This window comes from Bradyrhizobium sp. AUGA SZCCT0176 (assembly GCF_018130145.1).
In the GTDB taxonomy this organism is placed as follows: Bacteria; Pseudomonadota; Alphaproteobacteria; order Rhizobiales; family Xanthobacteraceae; genus Bradyrhizobium.
Window position 1 is genome coordinate 238,864 of the sequence record NZ_JAFCMB010000003.1, and the last position, 18,184, is coordinate 257,047.

Sequence of the window (18,184 nt, forward strand, 5' to 3'; positions counted from 1 at the left end):
ACGACGTTTAAGCCCCACAGTATCCTTGCGATCCTCAAGTAGGCTACTCTTCAACGCCGAATGACCAACGCCGGCTACTGAAATGGTGTCCACTATCGGGAGGCCAATTATTGACATGAGCTTCAGCGAGATTTTGAATTTACCGAGCATCGTGAAACCTTTGAGATCATAGCGCGCCGACTGATCCGGCTCGGATGTTAGTTATCGCACAATGATAAAGATTGCCTTCACGCGCCTCGGTGCATGCGCTGCGCATGTTTGGCAGCGTCACTGATAGACTCAAGATTTGAGAAAACGAGCACGCTCGAAGCGTGCGTAACACACCACACGGCTTGATCGTATACGAAGAAACGAGCGAGGAATAATTACTTATTCAGATGATGGTCATCTCCAAACACGATGACCAGCCGATGCAGGAGCGGCTGACATTAGCGTTTGGCTAAACGGAACCGTCCTCCGCAGATCATAGTTTTACCAATACGACGTATCATGCCAAACGTAGCTGCACGGTTTTGTGAACGTTGGGTACATTCTTAATCGCTCCTTGCGCGATCGGATTCCTGGATCACGTTGCAGATCGGTGCCGGCTTCGTAAAGCGCCAGGATGTCGGCAATTGCACGGTTGACCACACTCGCGGGATCGCACGTGCGGCATCATCGCTAATGCCGCTCCCGCATGACGGCTTAACTCTGACCAACCTCGGCAAGCAGCGCCTTAGCGGCCGCTTTGCCGACATTGTTGGCCGCGAACGGACTATCGCCGGTAATCAATCTTCTGTCCTGAAACGTCTGGCCATTAATTTCGGTGTTCAGAATCTCGACACCCAGCTTCTTAAGCTCCTCGCCAAACATCCATGGAATCTGGCCTGGCATGTAACCGAGTTCCGGAGTCTTCTTGTCGATGGCATCAGGGAATGCGCAAATCTTGTAGCCCTTAAAGATATAATCATCTTTCGCTTCATTCACGCCTGGAGCGAGAAAGGCAGCTGGGCCATGGCAGAGCGAGATGATATATTTGTTCCGGCTCATCGCCCACTTCAGGGTTGTCTTAACGTCCAGACTCTTCGGAATTCCGATCAGCGCGCCGTGGCCACCAGGAATAAAGACCGCAATGTAGTTCGAATTGTCACCGAGATTCTTCTCAACGACATCCGACAGTTTGAGCGGACTCATTAGCTTGTTGATGTACTTCTGATAAAAGCCGATAACAGCTTCGTCCTGCCGGGGTAGCGCCCAGAGTTCGAATTTGACCGGGTTGCCCGATAAAGTGGCAATATCAAACTCAAAGCCAGCCTTATCGAGATGATACATCGGCAACAGCGTTTCGACGGGATGATTTCCAGTCGAGAACATCGTTCCATTGTCCATCAGAAGATAGCGTTCGTCGGCAGCAATCATCAATATCTTCCACTTGCCGCCGCGGTAAGCATTCGGATAGTCCGCTCCGTCGAGGTCCGACTTGGCCGACGTAAATTGGCTCAATGAGTAAGGCGAAGGAAAGAATGCATTATTTTCAGCAACATCCGGTGTTGGGCGCTTGTCTTCCGTTTTCTCAGCCATTGTGATGTCCTCCATCGTTTTCCACTTGCGATAGTCCGATCCTACAAGCCCGTTGAAATCCCACGTATGAGGCGTTTCCCTCAATCAATTCGGATGCGCGGCCCCAACAATCAGAGCCGCTCGAAATCATGACCCGCTGCCGGTACGGCGAAACGCGCCTTTTGCCTCACCCTCCTATTTCTCCATCTCGTAAACGAAAGCGATACGATCGGGAGTCTCTTTGGCCCAGTAGCGCTGTCGCTCACAGATTGCGGCTCCTTGATCATCAGAACCTCGTCCTCCGACATCTGCCTTCTTGCTTCAAGAGGAACGCTAAGCAATAGACGGTATCGATCACTTTTAGGACTTCAGATCCGCGTTTCATTAAGGCCTTGCACCTTGCTAGTATATCGGCTCGCTCGCCATGAGCTGCGTAGGTACAAACAGTTTAGGTCTAACCGCCCATTAGGAGAATGATCGACGACTGGAAGACACTCAACCGCCGCTCGGTATGATCAAATGAGCTTCCAGAACTCATTGAGCCAGATTGCCTCGCACATCTCGTCGCGGCTCAGTGATTAGACGCGGCTTGCAGCATGTTAGATGCCGCATCCACGGCACGTTTCAAAGCCTGCCATATTGAGCTTTGCGAGGCCAACAACGAGCTTAACTGGCAAATCCCAGCAGGCGCGCGAAGCGGCCGGTGACGCGGGGCTCCGGCCGACTACGCTCATTGATGCTGACCAAAACGAACTGATTAATCAATTCAATGGTCAGAGAAAACTCCTCGCCGGCGGGATCTCGATAATCGATGCGCGTCAGATGATCTTCCGAAGAGCTGTTGATCCCAGTCCAGTGCAAGCCGTTGCTGATGAACCGAATCATTTCTCCGACCGAATGAAACTCGTTGGTGCCCCTGTCCTGCTTCAAGATCTGCCGGGCCTTTGTGTTCATGGTCAAAATGCGGGCATCATCGGTCTTGTTGAGACCGTTCCTAATCGGGACCGCTGCAACGATGCCGACCGGAGATCGATCATAGAGGATTTGAAGGACGTCAACCTGTTCACTGAGACACGCCATGTAGCACTTGGTGAACACCGGTTCGCAGTGCGCTTCGGCAGCAAGTGGCAGGATCAGCGTCTCCCAATAAACGTTCCTTTCGGACAGCGACGAGATATAGCGCGCATAAGTCGGCTGCATTCTGGCGAGACAGTCGTCGAAAAGCTCGCGCAGACTATTGGCGGTAGCGAACTTGAGTTCGGAAGCTAACGTTCCGCGCAAGTCTCTTCCTAAGTTTGCGATGTAGCTTTCACTCTGGGCGACGACGAGATGGTCGTTCCCGACCCTGAGATTCAGCAGCGTGTCGACGAACGCATTCGACGACTGCACGAACATATCGCGTAAGCGTGGTTGCCGACTTGCCTTATGGAAAAGCCACTGCCGATAGGCCGCATTAAGCGCCTTCGAATGAATTTGCTCGCCGATAGCCCTCCCCGTCCAGGTCTGAATAGCTGCGCGGCTTGTCGCCCCGACGTCCATCGACCTCCCGGGAGGAGGAGTGATAGCGTGAATCGACGACGCTGACTCGTCACCAACGTGCAGTGGTTTGGCGGACTGACTCATCATGATTCCTTTCTCTCATTCCCATGGCATTTGGTCCAATGGAGTTCGATTATCGAGAAAAGCAGATGTCGTTCTTCAGATTCTGAATATCTCGCAAGCCATGCACCAACGTGGCTAGGATATTCGGCTAGAGCTTAAAGCCGGCTTAAACGGCGCAAGCTCTTGTATCACTGAGGAGTCCGTGCACTGCATTTGCAAGTTCGGAGAAGCGAGGGTCGGAAGCAACAATTGAGCAGTGACGTTCTCTGGAGGAACAGGCTTGCTGATCAGAAAGCCCTGAATTTCGTCGCAAGCCTGCTCGCGTAAGAACTCCATCTGTTCTATCGTCTCAACGCCTTCTGCAACAATCGTCAGCCCGAGAGCTTTGCCCATATTGATGATAGCCCGTGCGATGGCCCTGTCTTCCGGGTTGTGGGGCAACTCACGAACGAAAGAACGATCTATTTTGATCGTATCGATGGGAAACCGCTTCATTGCGGACATCGAAGAATAACCCGTGCCAAAATCGTCGATTGCGAGCCGCACGCCGCGACTCCGAATCGACTCAAGCAAGTGAACAGCTCGTTCAATATTGAGCATGACCATGCTCTCCGTGACCTCAATCTGCAACAGTTGTGGCTCCATTCCACTGGCAGCAAGGGCGTCATCGATATCCCGCAGAAGATTCTCGTCGCAGAACTGCCGTGGCGAGACGTTGATAGCCATGGAAATCGGAGGAAGCCCCTCACGTTGCCAAGCGACGTTCTGAGCACAAGCCGTTCGCATAATCCATCGGCCAATTGGAACGATCAGGCCAGTCTCCTCCGCCAACGGAATGAAACGTAAGGGAGGCAAGAGCCCGAAATCCGGATGCATCCACCGCAGCAGCGCCTCGACGCCGACAACGCGTCCTGCCGCAATGTCTAGTTTCGGCTGGTAGTGCAGACAAAGCTCATTCCGATCGAGCGCGCGGCGCAGGCCTGCCTCCATCATCAGGCGATCGACAGACTGTGTTTTGATTTCGTTCGAAAAATGCCGTACATGATTTTTGCCCTCTTGCTTGGCGAGATACATTGCGCTGTCGGCATTCTTCATAAGATCGCGCTCATCGTTGCCATCTTTAGGAAAGATGGCAACCCCGATACTCGCGGTTACTCGACACTCATGTCCACCAAGTTCTAGAGGCTCACTGATGATCGATAAAAGATGATGCGCCACCGTTGCAGCATGTTGTTGCTCGGCAACTTCGTTCAAAAGGATCACAAACTCGTCACCGCCGAGCCGCGCAACGACGTCGTTCGCACGCAAGCCGCCGCGAAGCCTCTTGGCCATTTCCACCAGCAACGCGTCCCCCGCTTCATGGCCGAGCGAATCATTGATAATTTTGAACCTGTCGAGATCAATGAAGAGAAGAGCGAATGGTCGCTGTTGACGTTCTGCCACCTTTACTGAGTGATTCAGCAGTTGGCTGAACATCGTACGGTTCGGCAAATCCGTTAGGCCATCGTGCGTCGCCAGGTGCTCGATCCGTTCTTCGGCCATTGCTTTTTCATCTGCTCGATCGAAATTCTCCAGTGCAAACGAGATATTCGTGGCCATCCGTTCCAAGAGCTCGACGAATTCCGAGGTGAATATCCCCTCCTCCGCCGCCATGAAAAGGAGCACGCCGGCCGCGTGACCGCGGCTAAGCAACGGCAAGGCTGCTCCGGATTTAGAGCCGGCGCGGCGAACGATGTCATGAAAGGCACCCCGTTCCTGGTCCGCCAGATAATTGTTACTGATACATGCCTGCTTGGTACGAAATGCCGTACCCGTCAGTCCCCGACCTTCGGGGTACGCGGGGGAAACCGCGACCTTCAACGCCCTTGCCGCTTTCGCCCTTGGTCCGCTCGCCGCGACGACGCGAAGAAAGTCGCTTCCAGGCTCAGCCAACGCGATGGTCGCGCAAGTGAATTGGGCTCCATTCGCGGCAGCTTCGCAAGTCAGTTCAAACAGTTCGGTCCGGGTCTTTGCTCGAACAATGGCTTCATTCGTCGCGCTGAGCGCGGCGAGCATTCTCGTCAGGCGCTCCTTGGATGCCATCAGAGCATGGTCCTCGTCAGAACGCGTCTCCAATCTCGCCTGCATGACGGCAAGAGATCTCAATAATTGACCAAGTTCGTCGCGTCGCCGCACTTCGATCCTGTCGACGAAGTTGCCCGCAGCTACTCGTCCCGCAACCTGCATCGCCGCGGAGATCGGTTTGGTCATAGAGTACGCAAAAACTGCTGCGACAATTAGGCTGATGAACGTCACGCTGGTAGCGAGAGCAAACATGTTGGCAGTCGTCGACGCCACAGAGGCCTCGGCAGCCATTCGAAGCTTGAAGCCATATGCGGCAACGGTTTCCACGAGGTCGTCTAGCGCCGCAGCCGCAGCATCTTCTTTCTGTCTGATAGAGAAGGCTGTTGGAACCATCGTAAGCCCGCCGGATGGAGGCCTGAGGATACTCATCTCAGTTTCCGACCAATCGCGAAGCCGGCTTTCGGCTCGCTGTAGCGCCAACCTCACGTTACCGTCATCGACCCGCTCGCGGACCACTTCCAACTCATCCGCGATACTAGCAAGTATTCTTTCAAATTTGGCGCCGCTGTCCCTCGGCATCCGGTCGACGAGGCTGAATTGCATGAGCCGGCGCGCTTCGTTCAATTCCGCATGCGCCGAACGCGCATGATTGACAGCTTGGAGAGGCCCGTCGTAGAGGCGTATAACGTAATTCCCCATCACGGAGATGCTACACATTCCGTACAATGCCAGTGCGCAGGCGATAGCAATGACGACGCTGAACACACCGAAGAACTTGTATCGAATAGACACTGCGTGTACTCCGAACATCACATCTGCTGTAAAGACTAATCTCTCACACTAACCATCATTCTCATCCGCGGATGGATCGCGCAAATCACTTGTACCTCTCCAGCTTCCGTGAAAGTCACGTCCGTTGACGCACCAGGCGGTTGCGATCCGAGGTCAAACTCGTTCCCTTTGGTGGTCGACGCCACGTTGTGGGGCACGGTGTCGTCGTTCACGAAAGTGAGTGGCGTACCTTTCTTGATGATGGCACTCTGAAAGGAGAATTTCCGTCCTTGTTGGTGAACCGTATGGTCTGCAACAAGTGCCACGGCCGAAAGGGCGCCAAGAGCCACGCCAGCAATTGAAAGGGCGACCAGAGCAAGCCTAGGCATTGGATAATCCCTGTTACCTGACTTCAGCGAGGAAGGACTGGCACGGTGGTCGCAGCGGCATTGCTGGTCAATGTGCTAAGGAAGGCGACCAAATCGACTTTTTCCTGCGACGTAAGCCCGAGCGGCCCAATAAGGTCGGATCGACTGGGCCGATCGATTCCTCCTTGATCATAGTGTTCGACCACTTCTTCGAGTGTTGCGATCGAACCGTTGTGCATATACGGACCTCGCCGAACGATTTCACGCAACCCGGGCGTCTTGAAAGCGTGATTCATCTTGGTGATTTGAGGCAGCTGTCGTGCACGTCCAGGATCGTCACTAGGAATGCCAATGTCATGAAAGCCGTCATTAGTGAAGCTCCAGCCCTCGTGACAAGATGCGCACCGTCCCTTGGTATTAAAGATGACAAAGCCACGCTTGGCCTGTTCGGGTATCGCCCCTTCGGCTCCCTCGATCCAAGCGTCGAAGGGCGCATGATCTGAGACGACCGTCCGCTCGTAGGTCGCGATTGCATCTGCGAGCGTTTTCGGATTCATTCCCTCGTCGGGAAACGCTGCCGCGAAGAGAAGCTTGTAACCCGCGACGGATGCGAGTCGATCCATGAGCCGCTCAATCGGCATATTCAATTCGCCAGCAGACTGAATCGGATCGAGCGCCTGCTCCTCGAGGCTTTCCCACCGGCCGTCCCACATGAAAGTCGTTGCCCATGCTGTATTGACGATGCTGGGGGATCGACGCCCGAGTTTTACCATTCCGTGACCAACGCCAACCGACAACCCGTCGCCCCAGCTAAAACCTGGACTATGACAGCTCGCGCAAGATTGCGATGAACTGAGAGAGAGACGCGTATCGAAAAAGAGACGTTTTCCGAGCGAAGCCTTCTCTGGCGTGTACGGATTTTCTCGAGGAAATGGGATAAACGCAGGACGTCGATACTTAGCCTTCAGTACATCCAACTCCATTGCCGGTTGCGGGTTCAACCCGACGTGGCGGGTTCGTCCGACGATTGCAGCACCGAAGGTGATGCTTGCACAGCCGATGATCCCGACGAAAACCGTCGCGGCCGCGGAACTGAATAGGACTGACCGGCGAAACCCGCGCGCGCTCGCACCTCGCGAATGCTCACGAACTGACGATTGCAGCGCTCCGATCATCATGGTTAGAACGCCCCGCACGCTGCTGCGCGCCAACACGGAGGCTCCTCTGCTTTTCGACATAGCGAAACACCCATTTAAATTCGGTGCAGCGATCTGCAACCAAAATCAATTGCCGCTACAACAGTTCGAGCATTCTGATGTCCGTCACCGCAGCATACGAGAATGATAGAGGAGGCGGACAATGCGTGCTTAAGACTGATAGAAAAAGGTAAAATGATTGTGGTTGGGTGGCAGCAGTGGAGCCTACGCCAGAGGTCAATACGACAATTACTGTGCGATTATCGCACAGCAGAGTCCGCAGCTACGCCATACTTCCGCATGCGTCGCGGTGACGTTTGCGCCCGAGCCAATCTAGTTCTGGGTCCCACTTAGGAGACGGCGCCTGACCGGGTCGCTTCTAAGCGTTCAGAATGGGGCTCCGACAAATAGCCGTCCATCGACGATCGCTTGCGCAAACGCCTGTGGAGGCCAGCTCAACGACAGAGCCGAAGATGGAACGCATCGGCAAGATCTCTTATGGCGATGTTCATTATCATGATCATCGTCATAGTTGCCTACGTTACTAGTCCTTCCTGTCGGCGCCGTGATTTTTTGTTTCTTAAGTTTGTGATCCTGAGGTGGGACAATGTAAGGACAGCGCTATTTTCCTCAAAATGAGGACGTCAGTCTGACGGAAACTTTCGGTGCGATAATCGAACCAACTGACGAGGCGGGGCGGATCGACAAGGACAAGCAGAGCGAGGAGCTCATATCAGCGCACGAGCATTCCGACTTCCACCGCAGCTTCTTTTAGCACCGGCAGGAAGCTATCAATCAAATCCGCTACCGAAACCCGCGCGGTGTGAACTCCAACGCTCAAGCCAGCGATGGCCGCACCAGCCTCATCGATGACCGGAACGGCGAGGGATCGAAGACCTATCTCCAATTCCTCGTCGACTATGCAAAATCCTTTTTGACGGATCTCTATCAACTCCACCCTTAACGCAGCTACGTCGACGATTGTCTTCGATGTGTGGGCGACCAACTTGACCGAGTCGAGGTAGGAATCGATAGCCTCGTCTTTGAACTGGCTGATTAGTACGCGTCCTATCGATGTGCAGCTGGCGGGAAGGCGGCCTCCGGCGTCAAGGTTGGTCGTCATCAGACGATTGGCAGGTGAGCGAGCGATGCAGAGAATTTGATCACCGTCGAGCACACTTATGGATGCGGTCTCCTGTAGCCGATTGCGTACGTTCGAGAGGATCGGCTGCGCGACCTTGCCGAGCGGCGATGAAGCTAGATATGCATACCCCAATGACAAGACGCGAGGCCGTAGAGTATAGCAGCGCTCGTCCTCCGATGCCACGAAGCCAAGATGCATAAGAGTAAGGAGACAGCGGCGAACCGCGGCACGCGGGATCCCGGTCCTTTGACTGATCTGCGAAGCCGAGAGTGCGCGACGCTGCTGGTTCAACGCCTGGATAACGATGAGCCCTCGCGCGAGCGACATCATGAAATTCGGATCTGCAGCCTGTCTTTTGCGCTCTTCTGGCGGACCGCTTTTGGTCAAGTTCGCTGCGTTTTCGTCGTCTCCACCCGGCAATATCGTTCCTCGCATCAAGATGGAGTAATCCAGCTGAACCCGGGCCCAGTCATGGAACTAGAATTGACACGTGGAGCAGGAGGCGACGTTGACACCATGATCGCCACTTTCCATTTTGAGTTGATCACAATGAAAACCAATCGACTCGATCGCCAGGACGCACAATTCCAAGATTTGAGCTAATGACGGCAAACCCGTCAGCCTTGGCAAGAAGCCGAAGCATCCCTGAATTGGTGTCTGACAACAGGGCGATCCGCGGCGCAGCATTCCTATTGTATCCCTGACGACGGCCGGCAAATAGGTTTGTTCGACCAAGCCGGTCGGTCCAGGAAAATCCCGCTACAGCCGGATGTGAGCGAGACGCACGCTGCTTGAGGCCGACACGTGCCCACAGCAATTCCTGCACGACGACACTGAAAGTTACGAAGTGCCGGTGGCCGAATCTGATCCACATAGCTGCAACTGCTCTTAGGTCTTTAACTACGCGAGCAGGAGCGATCATAGCTCCGGTTGATCCAAAATGAATGGTACCAGACAGACAAAGAACTCCAACTCACCGTGACTCTTCCTTCTCGATAGCGCGTGCCCAACGTTGTGCAGGTCGGAAGTTCGACCGATAGCAGCAAGATATTCGACCGAATCGAGCGTCAGGGGAGAGAGCGCGACCACGCGAGCCGTCGCGTTGTTGCGGTGATGCGCACATACACTTTTCACCGCTCGCCGAACGGGCGCCCCGACCATGCGCTCCGAGTCCACACGTATCTCGCCATTTCTTTGTTGCGCGGAGGAGCATCTGTCGCGTCGTCTCCCCTTCTTTTTTAGGGGGGTGACAGCTCGGCGGTGCACAGGCTGGCTATCGGTACCGCGGAGCTGGCGATGCGTTGGCGTGCATGGTTATCCGGCACGGCTGCCCTAAAATTTCCCCGCAGGTGTCATCAACATCGTGACCGGCTATGGCGAGACAGGGGGCGCCGCGCTCGCCGCGCACCCCCAGGTCGATAAGATCGTGTTCACCGGATCGACCGAAGTGGACAAGCTGATCGTGAAAGCGGCGGCCGGCAGCCTGAAGCGCGTCACGCTGGAACTCGGCGGTAAAGCGCCGACAATCGTTTTCCCGGACGCCGATCTCGACCGTGCCATCCCCGGTGTCACACTTGGCAGCTTCTTTGCCCAGGGCCAAGTCTGCGTGGCAACAACCCGCATCTATGCGCACAAGAGCATCTTCGACAAGCTCATCGAGGGCGTGAGGGATGCGGCATCGAAGATCAGGGTGGGACCCGGACTCGATACCTCAACCCAGATGGGTCCACTCGTCAGTGCCACGCAGTTAAAGCGTGTTACCGGTTATGTGCAGTCCGGCCGCGACGAAGGCGCCCATGTCCAGGCTGGCGGCGAAGGGGTCACCGGCAGCGACGGCTACTTCCTTAGGCCCACAATCCTGACCAACGCCAATCCGGCGATGAAAGTCGTGCGGGAGGAGATCTTCGGGCCGGTCGTCGTAGCGCAAGCGTTTGACGACTCCGAGCTCGACAAATTGGCGGCTGAAGCCAACGACACTGAGTACGGCCTGGCCGCGAGCCTCTGGACGCAGAACGCCAGCGTCGCGCACAAGATGGCAAAGCGCATCAAGGCGGGCACCATCTGGCTCAACTGCCACCATGTGTTCGATCCCGTCCTGCCGTTCGGCGGTTACAAGCAGTCCGGTTGGGGTCGCGAGAATGACGCCGAGGCGATCGAGAACTATCTTGAGACTAAGGCCGTCACTATGGCCCTCTGACTTCTCGGAACTGATGGGGCGGACTCCGCAAGGGTCCGCCCCTGATGCGCGCGCGCAGGATGAAGAGAAGCGCCGGACGGACAATCAACGAGATGCCATGGGTCCAGCTTCGCGAGTCTAGTATGATTCATTCGCGCGTCGCAGGACCGAAGCCTGCGTCAGGGCGGGTATCCAAGATTTGCCAATCCAATCGATCCTGAGCCATCGCTCGCAGCATGGCCCCGCAACCATTGTGGTCGCGCTTCCAAATCATTCCCTCTGGCGTATTTGGTGTTTCCTCTCGGCCAGAGTTACTAGGCCCAGCCAGAGGCTGGGCCCCTTACCGAAAATGGACCAGGATTCCGGTAAGCACGTTGAGCGTCAGCAAATGCGCCGCGATCAGACCCAACGAATCTTCAGCGGCGGCGATGATGAAAGTGAGACTTCGTAAGCCGATCTCAAACCGGGATCAGTAACTGTCAGCAGGAAGGGGGACATCACAAAACTGCGACCCTCCATCCGCAACCATGATTGTCGGCGTATTGGTGTTGCCTGAGGTGATCGCTGACATCTGGCCGCACCAACGCCTCGTCCTCGCCGATCGAGTAGTGCGGGTCGCTCACCCTCTAGACGCGATGGGCTACGCAAAACTGCGTCAGTTCGCGAATTCACGACGGGCGGAGCGCACGGTCGCGACGATGTGCGCATGCACCTCCGACACTCTGCGCGTATGATGGGTGTCGGGATGCGAAACCAGCCAGTAGTTTCGCACGAAGCGAATCTCTGGCAGCAACCGCTTGAGCTCCGGGAATCGCCGTGCGGCGTAGTCGTGTAGTATTCCCACGCCGTGGCCAGCCCTCACCGCCTCCATCTGTGCCACCACGCTCCCGCACTCGTAGTGTCTGCTCATGAATTTTCCGAGCGCGGACGCGTAGTCGAGCGCTCGGCTATAGACGTAATCCTCGACATGCGTGACGAAGAGATGGCCGGCGAGATCGGCCTGTTTCCTGATTGGTCCCAAGCGCTTCAGATAACTTTCTGCGCCATAGACGCTGAGGGTGTAGTCGGTAAGCTTTTTGACAATAAGCCGGCCCTGCTTCGGACGGTCCAACGTAATCGCAATGTCGGCTTCCCGCCTCGACAGCGAGAATGTCCGCGGCAGGGGAACAAGCTGAATGAGCAAGTCGGGATGCCGCGCGGCAAGCGCACCGAGCTGGCTGGCGAGAAAGTAGTTCCCCAGTCCGTCGGGAGCGCCGACGCGAACAGTGCCTGAGATTGCCTCCGACGATCTGCCAAGGTGAGCGCCGACCTGGAGGAACTCCGATTCCGCCCGCTCCGCTGCGGCAACGAGGGCTTCGCCTGCGCTTGTCAGGACGCAGCCCGTCGTACGCCGTTCGACCAACTGGGTTTTCAATTCCTGCTCGAGGGCGGTGAGTTGCCGCGCCACGGTCGCATGGTTCACGCCCAGACGCCGAGCGGCACCGAGAATCTGACCGGTGCGGGCGACCTCCAGGAATATGCGGATACGATCCCAATCCATCGACTTCAATTTCTGCACAACAAATCCGCGATAGTTCTCGTTGATGTGCAGACTTTAACATTTCATACCAGACTTGTGCAAACAAGGAGATAGTCGTGGTCACGCAAGTCAAGCATTACATCAATGGCAAGCAGGAGCCTGGTCGCAACGGGCGGACGTCGTCCGTCTTCAATCCCGCGACCGGCGAGCAGACGGGGTTAGTGCCGATCGCGAACGCCGCGGATGTCGCGGATGCTGTCGCTGCGGCAACAAAGGCGGCGCCGGGCTGGGCGGCGACGACCCCCTTGCGGCGAGCCAGGATACTCAACCGGTTCCTCAGGATTCTCGAGGAACGTATCGACGAACTCGCGGAAGTCATCGTCGCCGAACACGGAAAGGTCCATTCGGACGCCGTCGGTGAAATTCAGCGTGGTATGGAAGTCGTGGAATTCGCGACCGCTGCCCCGCAGCTATTGAAGGGCGAGCTTACCGAGAACGTCGGAACTCGCGTCGATAGCTATTCCATGCGTCAGCCTCTCGGCGTGGTCGCCGGCATTACCCCCTTCAATTTCCCTGCGATGGTGCCGATGTGGATGTTTCCTGTCGCGCTTGCTTGTGGAAACGCGTTTATCCTGAAACCCTCGGAACGAGATCCCTCGGCGTCACTGATCGTCGCGGAGTGGCTAAAGGAAGCGGGCCTTCCTGATGGCGTATTCGGGGTGGTCCATGGCGACAAGGAAACCGTCGACGCGCTGCTACATCATCCCGACATCTCGGCGATCAGTTTCGTGGGATCCACACCAATCGCACGGTACATCTACGAGACGGCCGCGACGACAGGAAAGCGCTGTCAGGCGCTGGGCGGTGCCAAGAACCACATGATCATCATGCCCGATGCCGACATGGACCAGGCAGTCGACGCTTTGATGGGCGCCGCTTTTGGTTCCGCCGGCGAACGTTGCATGGCGATCTCCGTCGCGGTCCCGGTGGGGGAAACGACGGCGAACAGGTTGATCTCCGCGTTGGAGCCGAAAATTCGGAGCCTCAAAATCGGACCTGGCACGGATTCGGAAGCGGAAATGGGCCCGCTCGTCACGAAGCAGCATCTGGACAAGGTCCGTGGCTACATCGACGCAGGTGTCGCGGAGGGTGCAAAATTGCTCGTCGACGGTCGTGGCTTCAAAATGCAGGGCTACCAGGACGGCTATTTCATCGGCGGGTCGCTGTTTGACCATGTCACTCCGAACATGAAGATCTACAAGGAAGAGATTTTTGGGCCCGTCCTGTCTGTCGCCCGTGCTCCCGACTACGACACCGCCGCACGGATGATCAACGAGCACGAATTCGGCAACGGTACATCGATCTTCACGCGCGATGGCGACGCGGCTCGGGAATTCGCGCACCAAATCAAGATCGGTATGGTCGGAATCAACGTTCCGATCCCCGTGCCGATGGCATTCCATTCGTTCGGTGGATGGAAAGCGTCGATCTTTGGCGACCACTACATGCACGGCCCGGAAGGCGTTCGCTTCTATACCAGGTTGAAAACGATCACGAGTCGCTGGCCAACCGGCATTCGAGCTGGCGCCGAATTCGTAATGCCTACCATGTCTTGATCGCAACGACGCGCCCGCTGCGCACCTACGCAGCGGGCGCTGGCCGCCAAAAGTAGCGATAAACTCGTCGGTACTTCGACAAATCGACTTACGGCCTCGGCCTCGCCTTCGCCTGGCGAACAGAACAGGCGACATCCTTTGGGTCACGCGGAGAATGACGATGCCACTTTTGTGCTTCGATCTAATTCAGGGCCGTTCGGAAAACCAGATCAAAAGGATATTGGACGTCACCCATGAGGTGATGGTCAACGCCTTCAATGTGCCCGAGCGCGACCGGTATCAGATCGTCAGAGAACATTTACCTTCCAGAATGGTCGTCGAGGATACGGGTCTCGGCATCGAGCGAACTCCGAACAGGATGGTACTTCAGGTCACGACCCGTCCTCGCAGTCGAGCAATGAAGCAAGCGTTCTATAGATCGCTGGTGGAGAGACTTGCCGATGCATGCGGTATTGCACCAAGCGACGTTGTCGTCACTTTCGTAACGAACACCGATGAGGATTGGTCATTTGGGCTCGGACGCGCTCAGTTCCTGACCGGAGAACTCTAGCTGTCAAACCCCAACGCTTGCCTTGGGGAAAGAAATATACGGCTCCACAAGAGCCCGTCAGAACTCGGCGACGGCCGGCCGAAAACCTCTCTGGGCCTCCAACCCGTCACGGATGCACTTTGGACCGAGACGCAGAATTTATAGGCCTAGGACTCAGCGCAGGCGCGCGGGACGTGTCGTCGGGCCGGCAGAACCGCCCCGACGACATACGACCGATCCGTGAACTCCGGCCGGCGTCAATCTCCTACCGGCCGTTTTCCGCGGTGATTGGCGATCGATAGGTCTCACGAACCGCCCCGGCGGCGCGCCTGGTCCACAGGTCTCAGTCGATGCGGAGGCTTTGCTCCATCGCGAAGCACTGGTCCCAAATATAGACGTCGTACCCCGCGAGCCGCGACTGCCACTTGGGCGTGAGGCTGCGCACGCACTGCCCTGCCACCCGATCGATGTAGTTGTCGAAACCCGCCCAGGGGTTGCCTTTGTCAGCCGGGTTCATCTCTGCACCGAACGGCGTCGTCTTCAATGCCGTCGCGGCCGCAGCCTTGATATCGTTCATGAACTCAAGCTGCAGGCGAACATCCGCGTGGGTTCCAACCCGGCTCACGTGCCCGCCGACCAAAGTCTCGAAGGGTACTTTGTCGATGTCAGCCACCTGCTGGAAGTATCCGGGAACGTCCTTAGCGAGCGCGAAACGCCTCCAGGGCATCCATCCGGGAAAGACCACGTCGACCACCATTAGAGTTTTTTGGGCCGGTGCATAGATGAAGATGTTGCCGGGTTCGTGGGCGACGCCGTGGTAACTGAGCTCCAGGACTTGGCCGCCAACTTTGAGCGTGTATTGATCCTTGAACGTCAGCGTTGGAATGGGGCGATTGGGGTCGTTGTCCCGGAGCAACAAGCGCTTTGTTTCCTCCTGCGCGATGATGACCGGATGGCCGCCAAGACCACCGGCGCCGCCGATATGATCGGCGTGGGAGTGGCTATAGACGATGTGGGTGATCGGTTTGTCAGTGACTTCAGCGATAGCCTTTTTGAGATGGGCCGCATACGCAGGCGGCGCATCGACCACGACTACGCCCGTCTCGCAGACCATGAACATCGACTGATAGGCGTTGTCCGTCACCATGTAGAGGCCTCGGCCAAGGTTCTGGATACGATAGCCCTTTGCGGCATCCACGGGCGGCGCGAGGGCATCCTCCGGCAAGGGCAGGTAGCGATCTACGCGCACGCCGGGCGGGGCTATCGTCGGCATTTGTTGGTAGGGCGCCCCAGCATGGCCCGGGAGAGCCTCGGTTTGCGCTTCGACGCGCTCCGATGTCCCCACCGAGAAAAGAAGACTGACGGCGAGCGCGACTGTGGTCATCCTTGGAAAGGTTTGGCCGCTGTCGGGTTTCTGCTTGTTGTTCATGAGGTAAATCCTCGTACCATTTGCCTCGATCGCACCGCGTGCGTCGGCCACCGTCGCTTGACGCTGGACCGACGTCACTACCTACCTTAAGAGCTCGCGTGAATTGCCGCTGGCCGGTACACACCCATTCGAATATCGGCATAATAAGTGTCGGCGAACGAGCGCGAGGTTGGCGCAACTCGGCGGGCGGCTGATCGATTCGACGGCGAAGAAACTCGCCGACGAATTCTTCACGAAATTTGGCGCGGTCGTTTCCGCCCCGTGACGCCCGGCGCAGAGCGCCAATACCTGCGCGCAGGAACCGTCTGGTCGACCATGGCGAAGCGGCAGGAAGTCCGCTCCCGTTGCGCCATCCCGTGGCCTACGACGCGGCGGCCGATGCTCTGGCGTCTTCGCGTCGGCATCCGCAGCAGCGCTCCACTACTCGGACGTGCCGGGCGGTTCTCAACATATGAGACAATGGCTCCTTATGCCGCGCGAACGCCTTCGAGGAAGCGATCAACATCTGCTCTCAACACGGCCGATTGATGGCTGAGGTCGCCGGCTGCCGAAAGAACATGGCCCGCTGCCGCCCCAGTCTGACCAGCGGCTTCGTTAACTCCGACGATATTGTGCGAGACCTGTTCGGTGCCTTGCGCGACCTGCTGGATGCTGCGGGCAATCTCGCGGGTCGCCACGCCTTGTTCTTCCACAGCGGAAGCAATCGCGATCGCGATCTCGTTCATGGAGGATATCGTGCCGCTAACGGCCTCGATTGCTTGCTCCGCATCCCGCATCGCACCCTGCATGCCTGCGACCTGGATGGAGATTTCGTCCGTCGCTTTTGCTGTCTGGCTGGCCAACGACTTGACCTCGCTCGCTACCACCGCGAACCCCTTCCCGGCCTCGCCGGCGCGCGCAGCTTCGATTGTTGCATTGAGCGCCAACAGGTTCGTTTGGCTGGCTATCTCGCTGATCAGTTGGACCACGTCGCCAATTTTCGCGGTCGCGGCGACAAGCCCCTGGACTGTGAGATTGGTACGCCGCGCTTCGTCGACGGCGTCGCCTGCGACTTTTGTCGACCGGGTCACCTGATTACCGATCTCCGAAATTGAAGCCGATAACTCTTCCGTTGCCGATGCCACCGACTGAACGCTTGCGCTCGCCTCCTCGGCTGCGGCGGCAACCACGTTGGATCGGTAGCTCGCTGCCTTCGCAGTGTCCGACATGCCTTGGGATGTAGCCCGCATCGCGGCGGCCGACTGCGACAACGCTTCAAGCGAAGCTCTAACCCCTTGCTCGAAATCATCGGCCAGCTTAGCCACCAGCTCTCTCTTTTCCGCCTCCACCTTTACCTTCATGCCGTTCTGCTCCTGGCGCAGGCGGCCGGATTCGATCATCGCGTCCTTGAACACTTGGACCGACTTCGCCATCGCTCCGACTTCATCCGTGCGATCAAGTGCCGGAATCGGGGACGCAGTATCGCCGCCTGCGAGCTTGCGCGTCGCCGCGGTGAGACCGGCAATTGGCCTCTCGATACTGCGACTGAGAAGTACTGACATAGCAACTACGACCGCGAGCGCGACCAGAATTAGCAAGCCGATCTGCTTCACCTGCGACATGAATATCGCATCGATATCATCTACATAAATGCCGCCGGCGATAGCCCACTCGTAAGGCTTGAACCCAATCGCGTAGGCGATCTTGGGCAAAGGTTCGCCATTTCCAACCCGGGGAAAGCTAAATGTAACGAATCCAGCTCCCACGGACTTGACCAATTCGACCTGGAGTCGAGCGAATAGGACGCCGTTGGCATCCGCGGCATCCATCATATTCTTGTTCTGGAACTTGGGATTTGGATGCGCGACCAGAACAGCGTTCATGTCGAGCGCATAAAAATAGTCATCCTTGCCGAAGCGCAACGACTGCAGCAGTTGATTGCAACGTTCCTTGACTTGCGCGTCGGACAGTCCCGCCTTTCGAGACGCCTCATAGTCCAGTTCAAGTGCCTGCCTTGCCAAGAGGACAAGTTGCTGGAGTTTGTCTTTCCGATCCTCAAGCAGGCTACTCTTCAACGCCGAAAGACCCACGCCGGCTACTGAAATGATGCCTACTATCGAGAGGCCAACCATCAACATGAGCTTCGACGAGATTCTGAATTTACCGAGCATCGCGAACCTTTCAGATCATGGAGCGCCGACTGATCCGGCTCGGATAGCAATTATCGCGTATTGATAAAGATTGCCTTTAAT

Annotated in this window: 12 protein-coding genes and 2 pseudogenes; 4 read left to right on the top strand and 10 right to left on the bottom strand. The window is 56.8% G+C overall.

Features of this window, described 5'->3' with window-relative positions; genetic code table 11:
- Positions 1-684: 684 nt before the first annotated feature.
- The 7 genes from hchA to JQ600_RS37550 all read right to left on the bottom strand — a co-directional run bounded on the left by hchA (position 685) and on the right by JQ600_RS37550 (position 9,606).
- Positions 685-1,560 (bottom strand): glyoxalase III HchA, encoded by an 876-nt coding sequence (gene hchA / locus JQ600_RS09395; RefSeq protein WP_212489810.1) that lies wholly within the window; start codon positions 1,558-1,560, stop codon positions 685-687.
- Between the two features lie 645 nt (positions 1,561-2,205).
- Entirely contained in the window at positions 2,206-3,162 is a 957-nt protein-coding gene (locus JQ600_RS09400; RefSeq protein WP_212489811.1) for a hypothetical protein, read from the bottom strand.
- A gap of 114 nt (positions 3,163-3,276) precedes the next feature.
- Positions 3,277-5,997, bottom strand: coding sequence for an EAL domain-containing protein (locus tag JQ600_RS09405; protein ID WP_312017248.1), 2,721 nt, complete (start codon positions 5,995-5,997; stop codon positions 3,277-3,279).
- Positions 5,998-6,032: 35 nt separating this feature from the next.
- A complete protein-coding gene (locus tag JQ600_RS09410; protein ID WP_212489812.1) occupies positions 6,033-6,365 on the bottom strand; it encodes a plastocyanin/azurin family copper-binding protein in 333 nt (110 codons plus the stop codon).
- A gap of 23 nt (positions 6,366-6,388) precedes the next feature.
- Positions 6,389-7,555 carry a cytochrome-c peroxidase gene (locus tag JQ600_RS09415; protein WP_249135776.1) on the bottom strand — a complete coding sequence of 389 codons (1,167 nt, stop codon included), beginning with the start codon at positions 7,553-7,555 and terminating at the stop codon, positions 6,389-6,391.
- A 718-nt stretch (positions 7,556-8,273) separates the two neighbouring features.
- Positions 8,274-9,119 (bottom strand): IclR family transcriptional regulator C-terminal domain-containing protein, encoded by an 846-nt coding sequence (locus JQ600_RS09420; protein ID WP_249135819.1) that lies wholly within the window; start codon positions 9,117-9,119, stop codon positions 8,274-8,276.
- A 109-nt stretch (positions 9,120-9,228) separates the two neighbouring features.
- Positions 9,229-9,606: a hypothetical protein gene (locus tag JQ600_RS37550; protein WP_409410651.1), complete on the bottom strand. Its 378-nt coding sequence runs from the start codon at positions 9,604-9,606 to the stop codon at positions 9,229-9,231.
- Positions 9,607-10,035: 429 nt separating this feature from the next.
- Here JQ600_RS37550 and JQ600_RS09430 point away from each other — a divergent pair.
- Positions 10,036-10,881 (top strand): annotated as a pseudogene (locus tag JQ600_RS09430) (aldehyde dehydrogenase family protein); the annotation flags it as partial.
- Positions 10,882-11,515: 634 nt separating this feature from the next.
- On the opposite strand, the gene JQ600_RS09435 reads toward JQ600_RS09430, so the two are convergent.
- Positions 11,516-12,400, bottom strand: coding sequence for a LysR family transcriptional regulator (locus tag JQ600_RS09435; RefSeq protein ID WP_212489914.1), 885 nt, complete (start codon positions 12,398-12,400; stop codon positions 11,516-11,518).
- A gap of 95 nt (positions 12,401-12,495) precedes the next feature.
- Between JQ600_RS09435 and JQ600_RS09440 the strand changes: the two genes are divergently transcribed.
- Together JQ600_RS09440 and JQ600_RS09445 are read left to right on the top strand one after the other, a co-directional pair.
- Positions 12,496-13,995: a CoA-acylating methylmalonate-semialdehyde dehydrogenase gene (locus tag JQ600_RS09440; RefSeq protein WP_212489815.1), complete on the top strand. Its 1,500-nt coding sequence runs from the start codon at positions 12,496-12,498 to the stop codon at positions 13,993-13,995.
- Between the two features lie 160 nt (positions 13,996-14,155).
- Positions 14,156-14,545 (top strand): tautomerase family protein, encoded by a 390-nt coding sequence (locus JQ600_RS09445; protein ID WP_212262990.1) that lies wholly within the window; start codon positions 14,156-14,158, stop codon positions 14,543-14,545.
- Positions 14,546-14,867: 322 nt separating this feature from the next.
- Here the strand turns inward: JQ600_RS09445 and JQ600_RS09450 are convergent, their stop codons facing one another.
- Entirely contained in the window at positions 14,868-15,953 is a 1,086-nt protein-coding gene (locus JQ600_RS09450; RefSeq protein ID WP_249135777.1) for an MBL fold metallo-hydrolase, read from the bottom strand.
- 166 nt (positions 15,954-16,119) lie between these two features.
- On the opposite strand from JQ600_RS09450, the pseudogene JQ600_RS09455 reads away from it, so the two are divergent.
- Positions 16,120-16,218: pseudogene (locus JQ600_RS09455) on the top strand (carbon monoxide dehydrogenase); the annotation flags it as partial.
- Between the two features lie 202 nt (positions 16,219-16,420).
- Here the strand turns inward: JQ600_RS09455 and JQ600_RS09460 are convergent.
- Positions 16,421-18,103: a methyl-accepting chemotaxis protein gene (locus JQ600_RS09460; RefSeq protein WP_212489816.1), complete on the bottom strand. Its 1,683-nt coding sequence runs from the start codon at positions 18,101-18,103 to the stop codon at positions 16,421-16,423.
- Between the last annotated feature and the right edge of the window lie 81 nt (positions 18,104-18,184).

Excerpts from the sequence above, each read along its gene's own strand:
- hchA (WP_212489810.1), bottom strand. The coding sequence starts at position 1,560 with ATGGCTGAGAAAACGGAAGACAAGCGCCCAACACCGGATGTTGCTGAA.
- JQ600_RS09400 (WP_212489811.1), bottom strand. The coding sequence starts at position 3,162 with ATGAGTCAGTCCGCCAAACCACTGCACGTTGGTGACGAGTCAGCGTCG.
- JQ600_RS09410 (WP_212489812.1), bottom strand. The coding sequence starts at position 6,365 with ATGCCTAGGCTTGCTCTGGTCGCCCTTTCAATTGCTGGCGTGGCTCTT.
- JQ600_RS09420 (WP_249135819.1), bottom strand. The coding sequence starts at position 9,119 with ATGCGAGGAACGATATTGCCGGGTGGAGACGACGAAAACGCAGCGAAC.
- JQ600_RS37550 (WP_409410651.1), bottom strand. The coding sequence starts at position 9,606 with ATGATCGCTCCTGCTCGCGTAGTTAAAGACCTAAGAGCAGTTGCAGCT.
- JQ600_RS09435 (WP_212489914.1), bottom strand. The coding sequence starts at position 12,400 with ATGGATTGGGATCGTATCCGCATATTCCTGGAGGTCGCCCGCACCGGT.
- JQ600_RS09445 (WP_212262990.1), top strand. The coding sequence starts at position 14,156 with ATGCCACTTTTGTGCTTCGATCTAATTCAGGGCCGTTCGGAAAACCAG.
- JQ600_RS09450 (WP_249135777.1), bottom strand. The coding sequence starts at position 15,953 with ATGAACAACAAGCAGAAACCCGACAGCGGCCAAACCTTTCCAAGGATG.
- JQ600_RS09460 (WP_212489816.1), bottom strand. The coding sequence starts at position 18,103 with ATGCTCGGTAAATTCAGAATCTCGTCGAAGCTCATGTTGATGGTTGGC.